This is a genomic window from Bartonella bacilliformis KC583 (genome assembly GCF_000015445.1).
Taxonomy (GTDB): domain Bacteria; phylum Pseudomonadota; class Alphaproteobacteria; order Rhizobiales; family Rhizobiaceae; genus Bartonella; species Bartonella bacilliformis.
This window is the reverse complement of sequence record NC_008783.1, coordinates 419,031-436,234: the sequence shown is the minus strand read 5'-3', so window position 1 is coordinate 436,234 and position 17,204 is coordinate 419,031. Positions and strand designations below refer to the sequence as shown.

At 35.8% G+C, this 17,204-nt stretch carries 14 protein-coding genes and 1 tRNA gene; 3 read left to right on the top strand and 12 right to left on the bottom strand.

Annotation, left to right across the window (positions count from 1 at the left end; translation table 11 throughout):
• The 7 genes from BARBAKC583_RS02080 to BARBAKC583_RS02050 form a co-directional block, all read right to left on the bottom strand.
• Positions 1 to 1,980 (bottom strand): heme lyase CcmF/NrfE family subunit, encoded by a 1,980-nt coding sequence (locus tag BARBAKC583_RS02080; RefSeq protein WP_005766468.1) that lies wholly within the window; start codon positions 1,978 to 1,980, stop codon positions 1 to 3.
• Between the two features lie 15 nt (positions 1,981 to 1,995).
• Complete coding sequence (ccmE, locus tag BARBAKC583_RS02075; RefSeq protein ID WP_011807322.1) at positions 1,996 to 2,472, bottom strand: cytochrome c maturation protein CcmE; 477 nt, start codon at positions 2,470 to 2,472, stop codon at positions 1,996 to 1,998.
• 198 nt (positions 2,473 to 2,670) lie between these two features.
• The gene (locus tag BARBAKC583_RS02070) at positions 2,671 to 3,507 is read right to left on the bottom strand and encodes a tetratricopeptide repeat protein (RefSeq protein WP_005766464.1); all 837 of its coding nucleotides are present in this window, start codon (positions 3,505 to 3,507) and stop codon (positions 2,671 to 2,673) included.
• A 113-nt stretch (positions 3,508 to 3,620) separates the two neighbouring features.
• Positions 3,621 to 5,042: a sensor histidine kinase gene (locus tag BARBAKC583_RS02065; protein ID WP_005766462.1), complete on the bottom strand. Its 1,422-nt coding sequence runs from the start codon at positions 5,040 to 5,042 to the stop codon at positions 3,621 to 3,623.
• Positions 5,039 to 5,704, bottom strand: coding sequence for a response regulator transcription factor (locus BARBAKC583_RS02060; protein ID WP_005766461.1), 666 nt, complete (start codon positions 5,702 to 5,704; stop codon positions 5,039 to 5,041). Before BARBAKC583_RS02060 ends, BARBAKC583_RS02065 begins: the two co-directional genes overlap by 4 nt.
• A gap of 17 nt (positions 5,705 to 5,721) precedes the next feature.
• Positions 5,722 to 5,958, bottom strand: a complete 237-nt coding sequence (locus BARBAKC583_RS02055) for a hypothetical protein (RefSeq protein ID WP_035453124.1) — start codon at positions 5,956 to 5,958, stop codon at positions 5,722 to 5,724.
• 165 nt (positions 5,959 to 6,123) lie between these two features.
• Complete coding sequence (locus BARBAKC583_RS02050) at positions 6,124 to 6,969, bottom strand: peptidoglycan-binding domain-containing protein (RefSeq protein ID WP_005766457.1); 846 nt, start codon at positions 6,967 to 6,969, stop codon at positions 6,124 to 6,126.
• Positions 6,970 to 7,532: 563 nt separating this feature from the next.
• On the opposite strand from BARBAKC583_RS02050, the gene BARBAKC583_RS02040 reads away from it, so the two are divergent.
• Both BARBAKC583_RS02040 and BARBAKC583_RS02035 read left to right on the top strand, forming a co-directional pair.
• On the top strand, positions 7,533 to 7,895 hold the full coding sequence (locus BARBAKC583_RS02040) for a DUF5330 domain-containing protein (protein WP_005766455.1): 363 nt from the start codon (positions 7,533 to 7,535) through the stop codon (positions 7,893 to 7,895).
• A gap of 124 nt (positions 7,896 to 8,019) precedes the next feature.
• A complete protein-coding gene (locus tag BARBAKC583_RS02035) occupies positions 8,020 to 8,427 on the top strand; it encodes a SufE family protein (RefSeq protein WP_005766453.1) in 408 nt (135 codons plus the stop codon).
• Positions 8,428 to 8,540: 113 nt separating this feature from the next.
• Here BARBAKC583_RS02035 and BARBAKC583_RS02030 read toward each other — a convergent pair whose 3' ends face one another.
• Positions 8,541 to 8,972, bottom strand: a complete 432-nt coding sequence (locus BARBAKC583_RS02030; protein WP_005766451.1) for a Ros/MucR family transcriptional regulator — start codon at positions 8,970 to 8,972, stop codon at positions 8,541 to 8,543.
• Between the two features lie 827 nt (positions 8,973 to 9,799).
• Here BARBAKC583_RS02030 and BARBAKC583_RS02025 point away from each other — a divergent pair.
• Entirely contained in the window at positions 9,800 to 11,890 is a 2,091-nt protein-coding gene (locus BARBAKC583_RS02025) for a S9 family peptidase (RefSeq protein WP_005766450.1), read from the top strand.
• Positions 11,891 to 11,982: 92 nt separating this feature from the next.
• Here BARBAKC583_RS02025 and BARBAKC583_RS02020 read toward each other — a convergent pair whose 3' ends face one another.
• The 4 genes from BARBAKC583_RS02020 to BARBAKC583_RS02005 all read right to left on the bottom strand — a co-directional run bounded on the left by BARBAKC583_RS02020 (position 11,983) and on the right by BARBAKC583_RS02005 (position 17,129).
• Entirely contained in the window at positions 11,983 to 12,579 is a 597-nt protein-coding gene (locus tag BARBAKC583_RS02020) for a superoxide dismutase (protein WP_005766448.1), read from the bottom strand.
• Between the two features lie 326 nt (positions 12,580 to 12,905).
• Positions 12,906 to 12,980, bottom strand: a tRNA-Gln gene (locus BARBAKC583_RS02015).
• A 626-nt stretch (positions 12,981 to 13,606) separates the two neighbouring features.
• The gene (gene ppdK, locus BARBAKC583_RS02010) at positions 13,607 to 16,294 is read right to left on the bottom strand and encodes a pyruvate, phosphate dikinase (protein ID WP_005766446.1); all 2,688 of its coding nucleotides are present in this window, start codon (positions 16,292 to 16,294) and stop codon (positions 13,607 to 13,609) included.
• A 184-nt stretch (positions 16,295 to 16,478) separates the two neighbouring features.
• Entirely contained in the window at positions 16,479 to 17,129 is a 651-nt protein-coding gene (locus tag BARBAKC583_RS02005; protein ID WP_005766444.1) for a DsbA family protein, read from the bottom strand.
• Positions 17,130 to 17,204 lie beyond the last annotated feature (75 nt).

Here is a 17,204-nt window from a genome sequence, read left to right as displayed (position 1 = left end):
TCATCCCTTCTCAGTGCGTTTGAAGCCAATACCCCTCCGTTGACGTATATTTATCCGAGACCAATAATTTAAAAGAGAAAAACACCCACCTATTGCCATCATAAAGGCACCGAACCAAATACAAATCACATAAGGTTTCCACCATATATGCAAAGCAAGACCTTGGTCATCAATACGACCTGGCACAATATAAAATTGAGAAAAACCATAACTTTGAATACCAACTTTCGTTGTTGATATATTTTGACTAGAATAAAATCGTTTTGATGCTGTCATAGTGTGTATTGAGTTTTGATTTTCATATATTTTAAAATCAAACTGCATTGCAGAATAGTTTGATCCAGCGACATTCCGCACTTCATCAAAACGTATTACTTTATCAGCCATCGTAATACTATCGCCTATTTTCATGACTAAGATACGTTCTTGTCCAAAAAGTGAAGAATAAACAATACCAAACAGTGTGATACCTAATCCCATATGTGCTAACGCGGCACCAAAAACGGACCATGGTAATCCTAAAAACCTCTTAATCCGTACAAAAAAAGGTGTCTTTCTATGGCCACTTTTTACCCAAAGATCAGCCAAACCACCCAAAAAAACGAAAACTGAAAGCCCCACTCCTAAAGCGCAAAAAATATCACGCCAAGATGCTGCATAAAATGTTATAAAGCAGGCTATACAGGATAGTAAAAACACAAACCATAATCGTTCAAAAACCGCTAGTAAATCACCACGCTTCCACGCTATAATCGGTCCAAATGGAACAAAAAATAATAGCGGCACCATTAAAGGCCCAAATGTAAGGTTAAAAAAAGCAGCACCTACAGAAATTTTTTGCCCAGTTAACGTCTCAAAAAAATAGGGATATAGCGTACCAATCAATATTGTTGCTGTTGCTGTTGTGAGAAATAAATTATTTAAAACAATAAATCCCTCTCGCGAAATTGGCAAAAAAAATCCATCTGTTTTCAAAATAGGTGCCCGCAAAGCAAAAAGCAAAAAAGCGCTCCCTGTGAAAAAAAACAAAATAGAAAGAAGTGCCCATCCACGTGCTGGATCAACAGCAAAGCTATGAACAGATATTAAAATACCTGAACGAACAAGAAAAGTTCCCATAAGAGAAAGTGAAAAAGTAAGAATAGCTAAAAATAAAGTCCAGTTTTTCAGCGCACCCCGCTTTTCAAGAACAAGAATAGAGTGCAAAAGAGCTGTTCCAGCAAGCCATGGCATGAATGAAACATTCTCAACAGGATCCCAAAACCAATAACCACCCCAACCCAACTCATAGTAAGCCCAATATGACCCAACCATAATACCAAGTGTCAAAAAAATCCATGCGAGAAGAACCCACGGCCGTACCCAACGTGCCCAAACCCTATCGACATATCCTGTAATCAATGCAGCTACCGAAAAAGAAAAACAAACCGAGAAACCAACATAGCCTAAATAAAGAAGCGGCGGATGAATGGCTAAAGCAATATCTTGTAAAACAGGATTAAGATCACTTCCTTGCAACGCTGGTGGATTAATCCGTAAAAATGGATTGGATAAAAAAAGAATAAATAAAAGAAAAGCACTTGTTATCAAACTTTGGCAACCTAAGACTGATGCCTTAAATTGCACTGGTAATTTTTGTCCAAACAAAGCAACCAATAAACTAAAAAAAGCTAAGATTAAAACCCATAATAACATTGATCCTTCATGATTACCCCAAACCCCAACAATCTTATAAAGCATTGGTTTTTCTGAATGAGAATTCCTAACAACATTCAAAACAGAAAAGTCAGATATTACATAAGCGTGAACAATAATCAAAAAGGACAAAAGCAATAATATGAAGAGAATATAAGTCAGTGATACCACTGCCTGCATCAATGAATATTCTTCTCTCACAACACCAAAAATGGATAAAAATACCTGCAGTAAACTCACTGCAAATACTGTGGCTAAAAAAATATGACCCAATTCAATGAGCACGCTGCAATTGCCTCTTTATTTTATGTCGTGATGTTTCTTCAAGCGATCAGCTGTCTCCTTAGACATATAAGTCTCATCATGTTTTGCCAAAACGCGCTTTCCTATAAAAAGCCCCTGTTTATCAAAATAACCTTCTACGATAACACTTTGACCTTCACGGAACAGATCTGGTAGTAAACCATTGAAAACTACTTTTTCGTGTTTTAAATGATCAATTACGAAAAAAGTAACTTGCATCTCTCCATTGTGTTCAACAGTTCCTTTTTCAACAATACCACCTAAACGCAAAACACGACCTGTTAGAATATCTTCTTTAGTAATTTCAGATGGTGTGCGGAAAAAATTTGCTGTATTCCGCATTGCATACACTATAAGACCTGTTGTAATTGCCATGATAAAAAGACATAATAAGACCATTAAAAGTCGCTCTTTCCTTCTCTTTTTAGAAATAAACTTAAGTGAAGGAAAATTCTTGAAAGACTGACTATTCATAGCTCACTTACAAAAAATATTTTTACGAACATGTTGTATGTATAAATATCATTTTACCATTTATAAATCTTAACATTTGGATATGCTTTGCATATCCTTTATATTAACGCAACTTCTTATCAAGTATTTATGATATCAGTTCAATGAACTTATATCTCTTAATACTCGTAAACTGATCTAAGTAAATGATCTAACAATCTAGTCAGACGCACGACGCAACTGAGCTATCATGGCCTCAACACGTGACCGTCCTGCGATATCTTTAGGCATTTTATGGAGAAAATTTTCTAAAAATTGAATCGCCTGTGCAAACTTACCTGCCTGACGAAGCGCATTAGCTAAGAGTAGACGAGGATAAAAATCATTTGGTGCTAAATCTGCAGCTTTTTGAAAAACATCTTGTGCTTCCTGCGTAATTACCCCACCTTCATACCCAACTAATGCTAAACCATACCCCACTAACCTTGGAGCCGATTCTCCATTCAAGCGAAGCGCATCCAAATAAATATTCACTGCATCCTGAAAGAGGTTTTCTTCAAGATAGCTTATCGCTAATTCATCTGCAATTTTACCATCATCAGGCTTGCGGGAAAAAAGCGTTTGCAAACGTACAATCCTTTCATGCTTACTGAGCATCTTTGGATCTTTATCCATTAGTTCGCTAAACAAATAACTTTTAATTTCTGGATCACCCGTCACATAGTAAATGCCCCCTGTCACAAAAAGAACAAATATAATCCCTGTAATTTTAAGAACACAAATGTTCTTAGGATACTCGCAAAGCTTTTGTACAAAACCCTTCTGTATTTCAAAAGAAATGTTAGAATAGCAGGATGAGAAATGCTCTTTTTGTGATTTTTTAACGTCTGTGCAGTCACATTCACAATTAGATTCAGTCTTATAGATCTGACGTTGGTTGATATTTATAGCTGAAAATTTCCCTCTTTTTTTTAACTCGTAATCAAAACGTAGCGAAAAAAAAAGTGCGATTGTCAGAAAAATAAGAAAAATTACAGCAAAAACTAACAAGGGCATATCGCTATGGTACCAATACAAAAATCAAAAAAACTACAACCAACTTCCTCTATCCCCCCTTACTTAAAAAGATAATTTTCTGATATTGTATTATTTTAAAATGATAAATTATTCTACCGTCTGGGTAAAAAAACTTTCGTACGTAAACCACCTAACCCAGAACGTGACAGGGAAAGATTGCCGCCATATTCATTGACCATATCTGAAACGATTGCTAACCCTAAACCTGTTCCTGGCTTACTTTCATCAAGTCGTCGACCTCTTTTTAAAGCTTCATCAATTTGTTCTTCTGTTAAACCAGGACCGTCATCTTCTATAATGATACTAAAGAATGCTGTATCTTCAACATTTTCTTCTAAGCAGCAACAAATTAAGACCTTGGTACGAGACCATTGAGCAGCATTTTCAACTAAATTCCCTACAATTTCTTCTAGATCTTCCCTTGCACCAGAAAAAAAAATGTCATCATTTTCCATGATAAATTGGATATGTTTATCAGGGTTGAGTTTTTCCATAACTCGTACCAAACGATTAAGCGTTTTGCGAACAGACGTATGATACACAACACTGTTGCATTGCGCTGCAACCCTAGAACGCTGCAAATAATGATTAATTTGATCTTGCATTATTTTAGCTTGTTCTCTCAATAAAATGGCCTGTTCGCCAACCATTTTATCCGCTTCATTAATTTCATTAATAATAACTGACAAAGGCGTTTTCAATGAGTGAGCAAGATTACCAACTTGCATTCGAAACCGTTCAATAATGCGCCTATTATTATTAATGAGAGCATTCATTTCTTGTGCTAGTGGCATAACTTCACTCAATAAATCCGTATTCACATAATCAGCTTTACCCTCGCGGATATCATTTAATGTTTGTCGGATTCGCTTCAATGGCTGAAAACTAAGAAAGATAATAGCAATATTGATCAGGACACTGCCTATACCAAAACTCCAAAGAAAAATTTGCAAAGTTTGCTTAAATTCTTGTACTTGTGCATGGGCTTCATCAATATTTCCGATGAGACGAAAACGTGCAACACGGTTCTGATTATCAAGAATAACATCGCTTTCAGTAACTTGCAGCCTGCGACCATTCTCTTCCTTTATCCGATAAGAGCGAAAAAATTGACTATCAAAAGGGACCTCAACATCGCTTAGTGAAGCAATTATTTTACTCCCTAATGATGGAGATGTCAGCCTTCCACGCAAATTAGGTGATACAGCCATCACCTCCCAATACCATCCTGATGTTGGATCTGAATAGCGAATATCACTAAATCCGGGAATTGCTCTCAAATGCCCCTCAGGTGTTACAGTCACCGTAGAAATAAGGCCGTAAAGTTGAGCGGAAAGAATACGCTCTAGGCTTTGTTCACTTGCCCGTTGATAAAATAGAATACTGATTGCAGAGATAGACGAAAGTGAAACAGCAACCCACAATGTCGATAAAATCATAACACGAACAGTGAGAGATTTACCGATGAAAAAAAATAACCGCTTAAGCCGGCTATTATTCTTCACAATTGTCATTTGCCACCTAACGTTACCCGATAACCCATTCCACGAATTGTCTCAATGAAATCCACCCCTAGCTTTTTACGCAACCGTCTTACAAAAACTTCAATCGTATTTGAATCTCTGTCAAAATCCTGATCATAAAGATGTTCGATAAGCTCTGTCCTTGAGACTACTTTATCACAATGATGCATTAGATAAGAGAGAAGCCGAAATTCATGTGATGTTAATTTAATTAATTGACCATCGACAAAAACACGAGAAGTTTTAGTATCTAACAAAACTGCACCACAAGATAATGCACTTGTCGCGTGGCCAGAAGCTCGGCGGATTAAAGCCCGTAACCGTGCCATTACTTCTTCCAAATAAAATGGTTTAACAACATAATCATCTGCCCCTGCGTCAATGCCGAGCACCTTATCAGACCAACGATCGCGCGCTGTTAATATCAAAATAGGCATTAAATGACCGTCTTGGCGCCATTTTTCAACAACACGGATCCCATCCATACGTGGCAAACCAATATCAAGAATTACAGCATCATATGACTCTGTACTTCCTAAAAAATAGGCTTCTTCACCATCAAAAGCACTATCAGAAACATATCCTGCATTTCTCACGGTTTCTGCTAATTGATGATTGAGATCTCGATCATCTTCAACAATCAAAATACGCATCACTCTCCCTACAAAAATTAATCAGCAGGGACGATAACCTCAACACGTCGTGGCTTTTGACCATTATGAGCAGGCACAACAATCACAACTACACACATATTTTTGCCATCTTGAACAATTGGCATCAAACGAGTTAACATCCCGCCTTGTTGATTAGCGACCCTTTTACCTACCCCAGTACAATCAGCAGCCAAAACGGAATCCAGTCTTATTAGGCATAATAGCATTGCAAATAAGAAAATTTTTTCCATCATAGACTTCTCATAATCTATTCTATATGAACGTAAAATGAATAATGGAATTTTTTATCAAAAGTTACGTATCAAAAATAACATAATCTCCATTGTCATAAACAATGTTCATAATAACCCTGGATTACAGCAATTTCAAACGAAAATCTTCCTGAAGAGAAATCATCTTTAACTTAACAAACCAACTTCGCGCATTTTTATTAAAACTGTGTTATCAATCTTACCCGTTATAGGAAGATGAAATATTTTCTGAAACTGTTTTACAGCATCCACAGTCTTTTGATCTTCTATACCTGTAATTGTCACCTCTTGATTACCAAAAGCACGCAAAGCTTCCTGCACTTGCATAATATCTGCAATAACAGGCTTTAAACTAGCTTCCTCTGACTGAGTTACAACACCCTTCGTTGCTGTGTCATTTGCCATCTCCATTTCGCTACGCTCAATTAATAAAGCGATCTCATCCGCCGACTGTTTTGGTACAATATCACCTTGAGTTGGTACAGTTTTATTAGTAGCTTTTTGTTCCCATTGTGTTGCAGCATGATGTATTTTTGAATTATCCAAAGAGCCATCATACAACCCAAATTTTGCTGATTTTTTATGCATCTTCGATAAATTTTCTGACAAAGAATTTTGTAAAGAATATAAAGATGAATCTTGACGTAAATTATTTACAATAGGCATAGAAACATCATCAGCTTGAGCTTGGGATATCGCTTGTTCCTGAAGCAAAATAGAATTCTTTGCTATAACTGAAATTGGGGCTAATTTCATTTGAATAAAAACATCATTTTTTATTTTTTTCTGTAAAAACAAAGCATTAAATAAAATAAACCCAAAGCTCACAACAAAAAAGAATAAACCTATAACTAACAAAGCATTTATACGTGTATAATGATATAATCGTTTTGCTACCCAAAAAAGAAAACGACCATTGAGCAAAAAAAATGCTAAAATAATACTACGCCGTTTTACAACTTTCGTTTTGCGCATCTTGCGTTTTTTTGTCATTATTCTAATTTTAATTTTTTGGTGTTTTACATAAGATTGAAAATTTTTTACTTTTAGTGGTAGAATGATATATTCACTACTGTTTTTATATCCTTTAAATGATTAAAATAAATATAATTTTATGCTAACGTGTAAATTCACAATCAGCAAAATCTATCACCTTTACAAGTGGATATATGTATGAATCAATTGAGAAAGGACAAAAATAAATCCAATCATTGACGTACATCGAATTTATTCAAATGCTCTAATTACCCTTGAGCTTCCTTTAAAATGAAAAATATGTAATTTACAGTACCTAAATGTCAGCTTTATCGTAGCTTCAAGTGTTATCATCATCTGTTACTCTATCTTTTCAGTAAAATAATATCCATTATATTTAGTGAAAATAAAAGAATTCTTATTGTGTTAATATTATTGTTTACAATGCAAGCTTGACATGCAATTTTTAGTGAAAAAACATTAAATGCTAAATTTTATAAAATGTTGATATTATAAATCTTGCAGTAAAAAATAGTATAAATTGCTACTTTCTATTTATTTCTAAGATATGTTGGATTTCTATGATACGTTTTTTCATCAAATCAGTATTTTTTTTATTGTTTGTTTTTGTCATCATTTCATTTTTTGTAAAAAAACCAAATAATGACAATTCTTCAAGCCAAATAGCTACGAATATAACAACGAGTGATGCAGCTACTGCTCTTAAAGAAGCTATAAACGATTTAAGAAAATTCTGTGAGCGTAATATACAAACCTGCGAAACTGGAAAATCCTTTTTAGGTTCAATCGGTGAACGTGCACGTAATGGTGCAAAAACAGCCTATGAATACCTTGATCGCACATTTGGTGATAATGATACGATACAATCCAAAAATATTGATCCCAAAGAGAACTCTCTTTCTACTATAAAAGAGATGAACTAGGATAACATGAAATTACCTTAAAATAAAAACTCTCAGAGTGAATCACTATCCTAATTGTATAACTCTCTTATCTGTTACTTCCAACGTATCACATACCCACCAAAATAAAATAAGGATTAAGGTTATGGCAGACACGATCAAAAATATTATAGAAAATTTTTCTCTCCTCGATAACTGGGAAGATCGTTATCGTTATGTGATTGAACTGGGCCATGAATTACCACCTTTTCCAGAAAGCTCTCGAAACGATACCAACAAAGTGCCTGGTTGCGTCAGCCAAGTGTGGCTTTTATCTTCACGTGATAACTTAGAAAATCCAATATTGACATTTCAAGGTGATTCTGATTCTCACATTGTGCGTGGCCTTATTTATATTATTCTCGCCTTTTACTCAGGTAAAACAGCTTCTGAAATCCGTACCGCTAATGCTGAAGAACTTATTGAAACACTTGGTTTAAATGAAAATTTAACACCACAACGATCAAATGGCCTAAAATCTATGATTCAACGCATTCGTACCCAGAGCTATTAATAATCACCCGAACACTCGCTTCAATAAATCATCTCCTCTTCCACAAATTAAGACATGCTCCCTAAAGCATTCATTTTCATTGAATTTAGAGACTATTTTGGAAGAGTATAATTTTACTTATTTTTTTTCTTTTGGCGGTTGTGTCCAAGGCCCATCTCCTTAGCCAAAGCTGAACGCGCTTTTGTATAATTAGGCGCAACCATAGGATAAGAACTCTCTAATTGCCATTTTTCGCGATACTCTTCAGGCGACATTTGATAATGTGTCATAAGATGGCGCTTCAGAGACTTAAACTTCTTTCCATCTTCAAGACAAATAAGGTAATCAGGAAAGATTGAACGTCTTGGATTAACAGCAGGCCTTTGCTTTTCAACCTCCACTGACGCTGTATTTCCTGCTTTAAGAAAAGCAGCATGAACATCAGCAATCAAACTTGGCACTTCTGCCGGCTGAATTGAATTATTACTCACATAAGCAGCAACCACATCGGCAACCAATGTAATAATTAAACTGCTTTCAGCCTCTAGGACTGGGTGATGCTCCATCCTTGTTTCCCTTTAATCTTAAAATTCAGACATTATTTGTTTTGTGAAACGCTATTTGTATCTACATTGACTTGGCATTCATATTCATGACACAAAAACTTTACGCACGTAAACTTCATATTGTACAAAAATTTTTTTTGTCAATTGAATTATTCCAATTAATCACTTTTAACGTGAAAAAAACAAATAAAAATCTGATTTTTGACATATTATATAATAGAAAATAGCTATTTCCTTGCTTCAGAATAATGTTGTTTATTAAATTTTGTCTAAAAAACTAAAATACTGCAATAATCAGCCACTCTATATCAAATTTAATCATTAAAATTTTAAATTCATAGCTACAATTATTAAAGATCATATGTTTTTTTGTTTTAAATACTGATTATATTACAGATTTATATTGCGTTAAAAAACCTTATTTCAATATAAAAAGTAGTTTTTTCAATACACAAAAAACACAAAAAAGTGAACATTAAAAACAATATAAAATCAGACCTCTCTACATTACTATTTAAGGTTTTTTGTGTAAGCTTTACACCTTCTCTTTAACATATACCTGTTGTATCGATTGCAATAATCAGCTCTGCCGTTTAAAATAAAATACAATTCGGTATATTCCTATCTTCCTATAACCATCAATAAAGATTTTCCTGCACGGAAACAAGATAGCAACTGTAGTATAAGACACAAAACGATATGTTAAAATTAGGTATTTCTGTCATGTTTTTACAGACAGAACAGCACTCATAGTCTACACAAATGTATGATGATGTTTTCTTAATACACAAACAAAATTTCTAATATCTTTTCAGATAGGATTATGTATGACTTTCTCATCTATACTTCCCCCTAAAGCATCTAAAATTATTCATAAAGAGATGCATCATGGTATTTTCCGCAATGATCCATACCACTGGTTGCGTGCTTCTAATTGGCCAGATATTTTAAAAAATCCTCACTGTCTTGACAAACATATTCGACACCATCTTGAGCAAGAAAACGCCTATCAAGCAGCTCAAATGGCTGATACGAAACAGCTACAAAATTTACTTTTTACAGAGATGAAAAGCCGTATTAAAGAAAATGACAGTTCTGTCCCTGTAAAATACGGTCCTTTCGCCTATGGCTTTTCTTATGTTACGGAAGGTCAACAACCGCATTATTTCCGAACACCAAGAAATGGAGGAGAAAAAAATGTTTACCTTAATGGTGATACTTTAGCTGAAGGTAAAGATTATTTTCATCTTGGTTCAGTGCAAATATCTCCTGATCACACACATGCTGCATGGGCTTACGATGATAAAGGATCTGAACTTTATATAATTAAAATTCGCAATTTTAAAACATTATCTGACTACGACGATACCATTTTTGATACATCCGGACAGATTGTATGGGATGCTAAGTCTGAGGGTTTTTTCTATACTAAAATGGATGAAAACCACCGCCCCTCAAAACTCTATTATCATCAATTACACACTGACCAATCTCAAGATAAACTTATTTTTTGTGAAAATGATCCAGGATTTTTTTTACATGTAAACGGTTCCAAGCTTAACGATGTTATCTATATTAATATTCATGATCATGAAACATCAGAAACCTGGCTTATTCCTGCGAAAGAGCCCCTTTCTCCTCCCCAATGTGTAAAAAAGCGACAAAAAGGTATTGAGTATTCGCTCACTGAAGGCGGAGATGTCTTTTATATTCTTACTAATCAAGATAATGCAAAAGACTTTAAAATTATGGTAGCGCCATATACATCACCGCAATCAGAAAATTGGTCTGAACTTATTCCCCATCGCCTCGGACATCTCATCCTATCTCATGATGCTTATCAAGATTTTTTTATCTGGCTTGAATTATTTGAAGGACTGCCTCGTATACAATTAATGGAACAGTCTACCAAAGAAATTCATTCTATTTCCTTTACAGAAGAAGCTTATTCTTTAGCTTTGCAAGGCGCTGCAGAATATAATAGCTCAGTCATTCGTTTTTCCTATTCCTCCATGACAACACCTAATCAAATTTTTGATTATGATATAAAAAATAGAACCAGACTGCTTTTAAAAACGCAAGAAATTCCCTCTGGGCATAATAGAGATGACTACATCACCCGACGTATTACAGCAACTGCGGAGGATGGTGAAACAATTCCTATTTCTCTTTTTTATCATAAAAAAACCAAACTGAACGGAACTGCACCTTGTTTACTTTACGGTTATGGTGCCTATGGAATTTCTATTCCTGCAAATTTCAACAGCAATATACTTTCATTGGTTGATAGAGGTTTTATTTACGCCATTGCTCACATTCGTGGTGGAAAAGATAAAGGTGTTGAATGGTATGAAAAAGGAAAACATCTCTTTAAGCATAACACATTTACAGATTTTATTGCTTGTGGACGTCATCTTGTCAATAATCAATTCACTACTCATGACCGTCTCGTCGCCCAAGGTGGCTCAGCAGGGGGAATGTTGATGGGAGCCGTTGCTAATATAGCTCCACAGGACTTTGCTGGCATCGTAGCAAATGTCCCTTTTGTTGATGTTCTAACAACTATGCTTGATGCTTCACTCCCCCTAACGCCGCCAGAATGGCCGGAATGGGGGAACCCTCTTGAATCAAAAGAAGATTATGATCTTATTGCTTCTTATTCCCCTTATGATAATGTTAAACCCCAAAAATACCCTCCTATCCTCGCTATTGCAGGATTAACTGATCCACGTGTAACCTATTGGGAACCCGCAAAATGGGTGGCAAAGTTGCGCGACCTTAAAACAGATGATAATGAAATTTTATTGCGTACCAATATGGATTCAGGACACGCAGGCACAACTGGACGCTTCTCAAAACTGGAAGAGATTGCCTATATATACGCATACATCTTAAAGATAGTGGGAAAAGATCGTTAGTGAATTAAACTCTTACTATTTGAAAAAAGCTCCATAATTCAATGAATTATGGAGCTTTGAATATGACTATAAAATAATACAAGCTGTTTCAATCAGCACTTTTCATAAAGCGCTAAAACGTAATCCCAATCAATTAAATTATCCACAAAGGCTTCAAGATATTTAGGCCGTGCATTGCGATAATCAATGTAATAAGAATGCTCCCATACATCAACACCTAAAATAGGCTGAGCACCATAAACTAAAGGATTTTCACCGTTGAGCGTTTTCATAATTTCAAGCTTACCATCCTTAACAGCAATCCACGCCCAACCAGAACCAAATTGAGCAGTACCAGCAGCAATAAAATCTGCACGAAATTTATCATAGCCACCAAGATCACGTTCAATAGCATTGTTTAATTTTTCAGGAAGTTTTCGGCCGCTACCGCCTTTTTTCATCCACTTCCAAAAATGAGTGTGGTTATAATATTGCGCTGCATTATTAAATAAACCAGGATTAGTTCCAAAGCTTTCTATAACAATATTTTCAATAGTTTTATCTTCTAAGCTCAAATCTTTTACAAAATTGTTAGTATTGGTAAGATAAGCCAAATAATGCTTATCATGATGGTATTCAAGCGTCTCAGCTGACATATAAGGCTCAAGAGCATCATACGTATATGGTAAATCAACTAATGTAAAAGCCATTTCAAAAATCTCCTCGATTCTAATTGTTAAGCTTACTCTCCAAATTTAATTTGGCATCTACAGTACAAAAGAAAATAGCGACTACTCATATCAATTTAGTTTTTATCATCATCTTTAATGAATATTTAGAACAGGTAAAAAGTACTAAATACCATTCCAAAGCGCAAAAACTAAACCCTACTTAAGATCAAATCTTAAAACAAATGCAAACACCAACCTAGAAATAGAATGAAAAAAAGCAATGCAATATTTTGCAATAAGTTTATTCATAAATTATTGCTAACTTCAAAATAGGCTAAAGCCTACAATAAACCTTCCTAAAAATCTGGCTGGGGTACCTGGATTCGAACCAGGGAATGCCGGTACCAAAAACCGGTGCCTTACCGCTTGGCTATACCCCAAAGAAAAAATACTTGCATTAACGCCCGCATTTTATAACGATTCTTGCAATTCTAAGCAATATTTGAAAACAAAAGTTTTATCTTTTCCCGCTATATAAAATCCGCTAATATCACAATGATGCAAATAAATACACTCTTTAATATTGAAAGAGCTCCACCAGAAGATACCTATCTACTTATTTTGTTAAGCAAATACTTCACTTCTCGTAAAGAATTGCAGTTGCTTTATCACAAAATATTTTCGTTTAACAGAGCCAAATCCATAAGCGAATAGATTTACAAGCATAAATACCTATTTATTTTAGAAGAGAATCCAAACATTAACTATTACTGACCTTGTACAACCCATTAGGGTTTAATGTATCTCTTCTATAATTCATCAATCAGCCTACTAATGATAATAAGTTATATGTTTATAATACGCTGCTATAGAAACCACTGACTCACAAAGAGTTAAAAAAATAATCAACCTATCTATTTTAATAGCCCAACTATGAAATGGTAAACATGCTACTCTATAATAACGGTATGCCTATTAAGCATCTTCATTTATGACCTTAAAAGAGGGATAAAATACTTCATATTAAGTACTATACAAAGCAGCATGCCTATCAAAACCGCTATGATTAAAATACGCTACCATCAATTTTGTATTTTTTAGCAATTGCTGATTGTGCTGCTGCTAAGCGTGCAATAGGTACCCGAAAAGGAGAACACGAAACATAGTCTAAATCATTTTCTTCATATAAAGCGATAGAATTAGGATCACCTCCATGCTCACCGCAAACACCTAATTTAATTTTTTCACACCGAGAACGTCCACGCTTTGCAGCAATAGCAATAAGCTCCCCAACCCCATCACGATCAATCGATACAAACGGATCTTGTTTTAAAAGTCCTTTTTGAAAATACGTCGTTAAAAAAGGAGCTGCATCATCACGCGAAATACCAAAAGTAGTTTGTGTCAAATCGTTTGTTCCAAACGAAAAAAATTCTGCAGTTTCTGCAAGTTCATCTGCTCGAAGAGCTGCTCTTGGTAGCTCGATCATGGTGCCAACCATATATTGAATTTTGGTTCCCTTTTCTTTCATCACACTGCTAGCTACATGATCAATCCGAACTTTAATGAAATCCAATTCAGATTTAAGTGCAACAAGCGGTACCATAATTTCAAGCATCACAGAAGATTCAGATTTTTGAGCTACTTCTGCTGCTGCTTCAAAAATTGCTCGCGCCTGCATTTCTGCAATTTCGGGATAAGTAATAATGAGACGACATCCCCGTAACCCAAGCATAGGATTAAATTCATGCAGTTGCTGAGCACGTTCGGAAAGTATTTCAGCGGGAACACCCATAGCCATTGCTACATCAAGAATTTCTGCATCCGTTTTTGGCAAAAATTCATGCAAAGGTGGATCCAAAAGACGAATAGTAACAGGAAAATCAGACATAATTTCAAATAATTCTATAAAATCTGATCGCTGCATTGGCAAAAGCTTATCCAGCGCTTTACGACGTCCATCTTCATCAGTACTTAAAATCATTTCACGCATAGCAATAATACGCTCACCCGCAAAAAACATATGCTCGGTACGGCAAAGACCAATACCTTCTGCTCCAAAAGAACGTCCCATACGCGCATCAGATGGAGTGTCAGCATTAACACGCACTTTCATACGCCGCATTTCATCAGCCCATTCCATCAATTTCACAAAATCTTCACAAAGCTCAGGCTGCAACATTGCAACCTTCCCTTTGAAAACTTCTCCACTACTGCCATCAATGGTGATTATATCACCTTTCTGGAAACTTTGACCCGCAACAACCATAGTATTTGTGCTATAATCAATCCGTATATTCCTTGCACCAGAGATACAGGGTTTTCCCATACCACGAGCTACAACAGCAGCGTGACTTGTCATACCACCACGTGTTGTCAAAATTCCTTCTGCAGCATGCATACCATGAATATCTTCTGGACTGGTCTCTACACGTATCAAAACAACTTTTCGGCCTTCTTTTGCAGCTATTTCTGCCTCTTCCGAAGTAAAAACAATTTCACCTATTGCTGCTCCTGGAGAACCAGGCAAACCACGCGTGACAACAAAACCTTTTGCCTTAGGGTCAAGCGTCGGATGCAAAAGTTGATCAAGCGATTTTGGCTCAATTCGCATTACCGCTTCTTCACGGCTTATCAATCCTTCCTCAACCATTTCAATTGCCATTTTTAACGCCGCACGCACTGTCCTCTTGCCTGAACGAGTTTGCAAAATCCACAATTTACCTCTTTCGATTGTAAATTCGAGGTCTTGCATATCCCGATAATGCTGTTCAAGCTTATGTGCAATCTGACAAAATTCTTCAAAAGCCTCTGGCATAATTTTTTCTAACGAGGGTTTATTTGAATCAGCTATAAGCCTTGCTGCTTCCGTAATATTTTGAGGCGTACGAATACCTGCCACAACATCCTCACCCTGAGCATTAATTAAAAACTCACCGTAAAGCTCTTTTTTCCCTGTTGACGGGTTGCGTGTAAATGCAACACCTGTCGCCGAATCTTCACCCATATTGCCAAATACCATGGCTTGCACATTAACCGCTGTTCCCCAACTTTCAGGAATATTATGCAAACGACGATAAGTGATTGCACGTGCAGTCATCCAACTTGAAAAAACCGCCCCAATCGCACCCCATAATTGTTCTTCAGGATCTTGTGGAAAAAGCCTGCTTAATTTTTCTTCAATATACGCTTTATAGGAAACAACAACATTTTTCCAATCAGCCGCTGTCATTTCTGTATCGGCATTATAGCCTTTGCGTGCTTTTGCTTCATCAAGGATTTCTTCAAAACACGAATGTTCTAAACCTAAAACAACACTGGAATACATTTGGATAAAACGACGATAACTATCATAAGCAAAGCGTTCATCACCAACCTGCGCAGCAATTGCCTCCACAGTTTCATCATTCATACCAAGATTAAGGACTGTATCCATCATGCCCGGCATAGAAGTTCGAGCCCCCGAACGAACAGAAAGCAAAAGCGGTGCTGTTTTACTACCAAACTCGCGTCCTGTTTGTTGACCAACACGTTTTAGCGCCAAAGTAATAGATTGCTGCAACTCTTCCGGATATGTCTTGCTATTGGCGTAATAAAAATTACAAACTTCCGTTGTGATAGTAAACCCAGGAGGAACAGGTAGACCAAGATTGCTCATTTCTGCCAAATTAGCTCCTTTGCCACCGAGGAGATTGCGCTCACTTGCGCTTCCTTCTGCATTACCATCACCAAAACTATAAACCCATTTTGTCATGGTACAAATCCTCACCATCAATATCACAACACCATATGATCCAGATTAATCATCACAAGAAATTCTTCGATTCAAAACCGATTTAATTAAACACAAGGTTGCTTTATAAACATATGAAATCAATCCTTTAATATAAAGAAAACAAGCAACCGTCTTCGCCAATACTTATCTTCTGAATAATTTTTTAAAGAAAACTATCAATTATTGAAAAGAAATTTTCTGTTGGCATCCCACCATTATATTGATGACCATTAATAAAAAAAGTAGGTGTCGCTGTAACACCAAGCTCTTTCCCACGCTCAGTCGATGCATTAACTTCATCTAAAATGGACTGATTTTGTAAGCAAGAATCAAAACTCTCATTTGTAAAACCTGCCATAGCACCAATTTTTCTTAAAGGTGTTAAAGCATCTTGTACCCACGCCCAATCCTTCTGTTTTTCAAACAAAACTTCTATTAAAGGGAAATAGCGATCCTCTGGTGCACACCGCGCTAACATAAAACCTGCTGTTGCTCGAGGATCATAAGCAAAATCCCGGAAAATAAGTTTTACTTTTCCTGTTTTTATGTATTTTTTGCGAATTTTAGGAAGTACAGTATTGTAGAAATCAGCACAATGAGCACATGTCAGAGAAGCATATTCAATGATAGTCACAGGTGCATTAATGTCACCCTCAAATCTGTCTTTAACTTTGCCTGATTGAAGAAGCTTAGCCATATCAACAATTGCAACTGGTTTCACTTCACCAGAGAAGGCCACAGTTGCATTAATCTGCGTAGTTATAGCCAAGATACAAATGATCACTAAAGATAAAAGAGAATGACGATTGAACATAAATAATACTTCTTTATTGTTAATTAGATGAACACAAATTCAAAACTCTCTTTAATGCCTTAAAAGAAATATAAA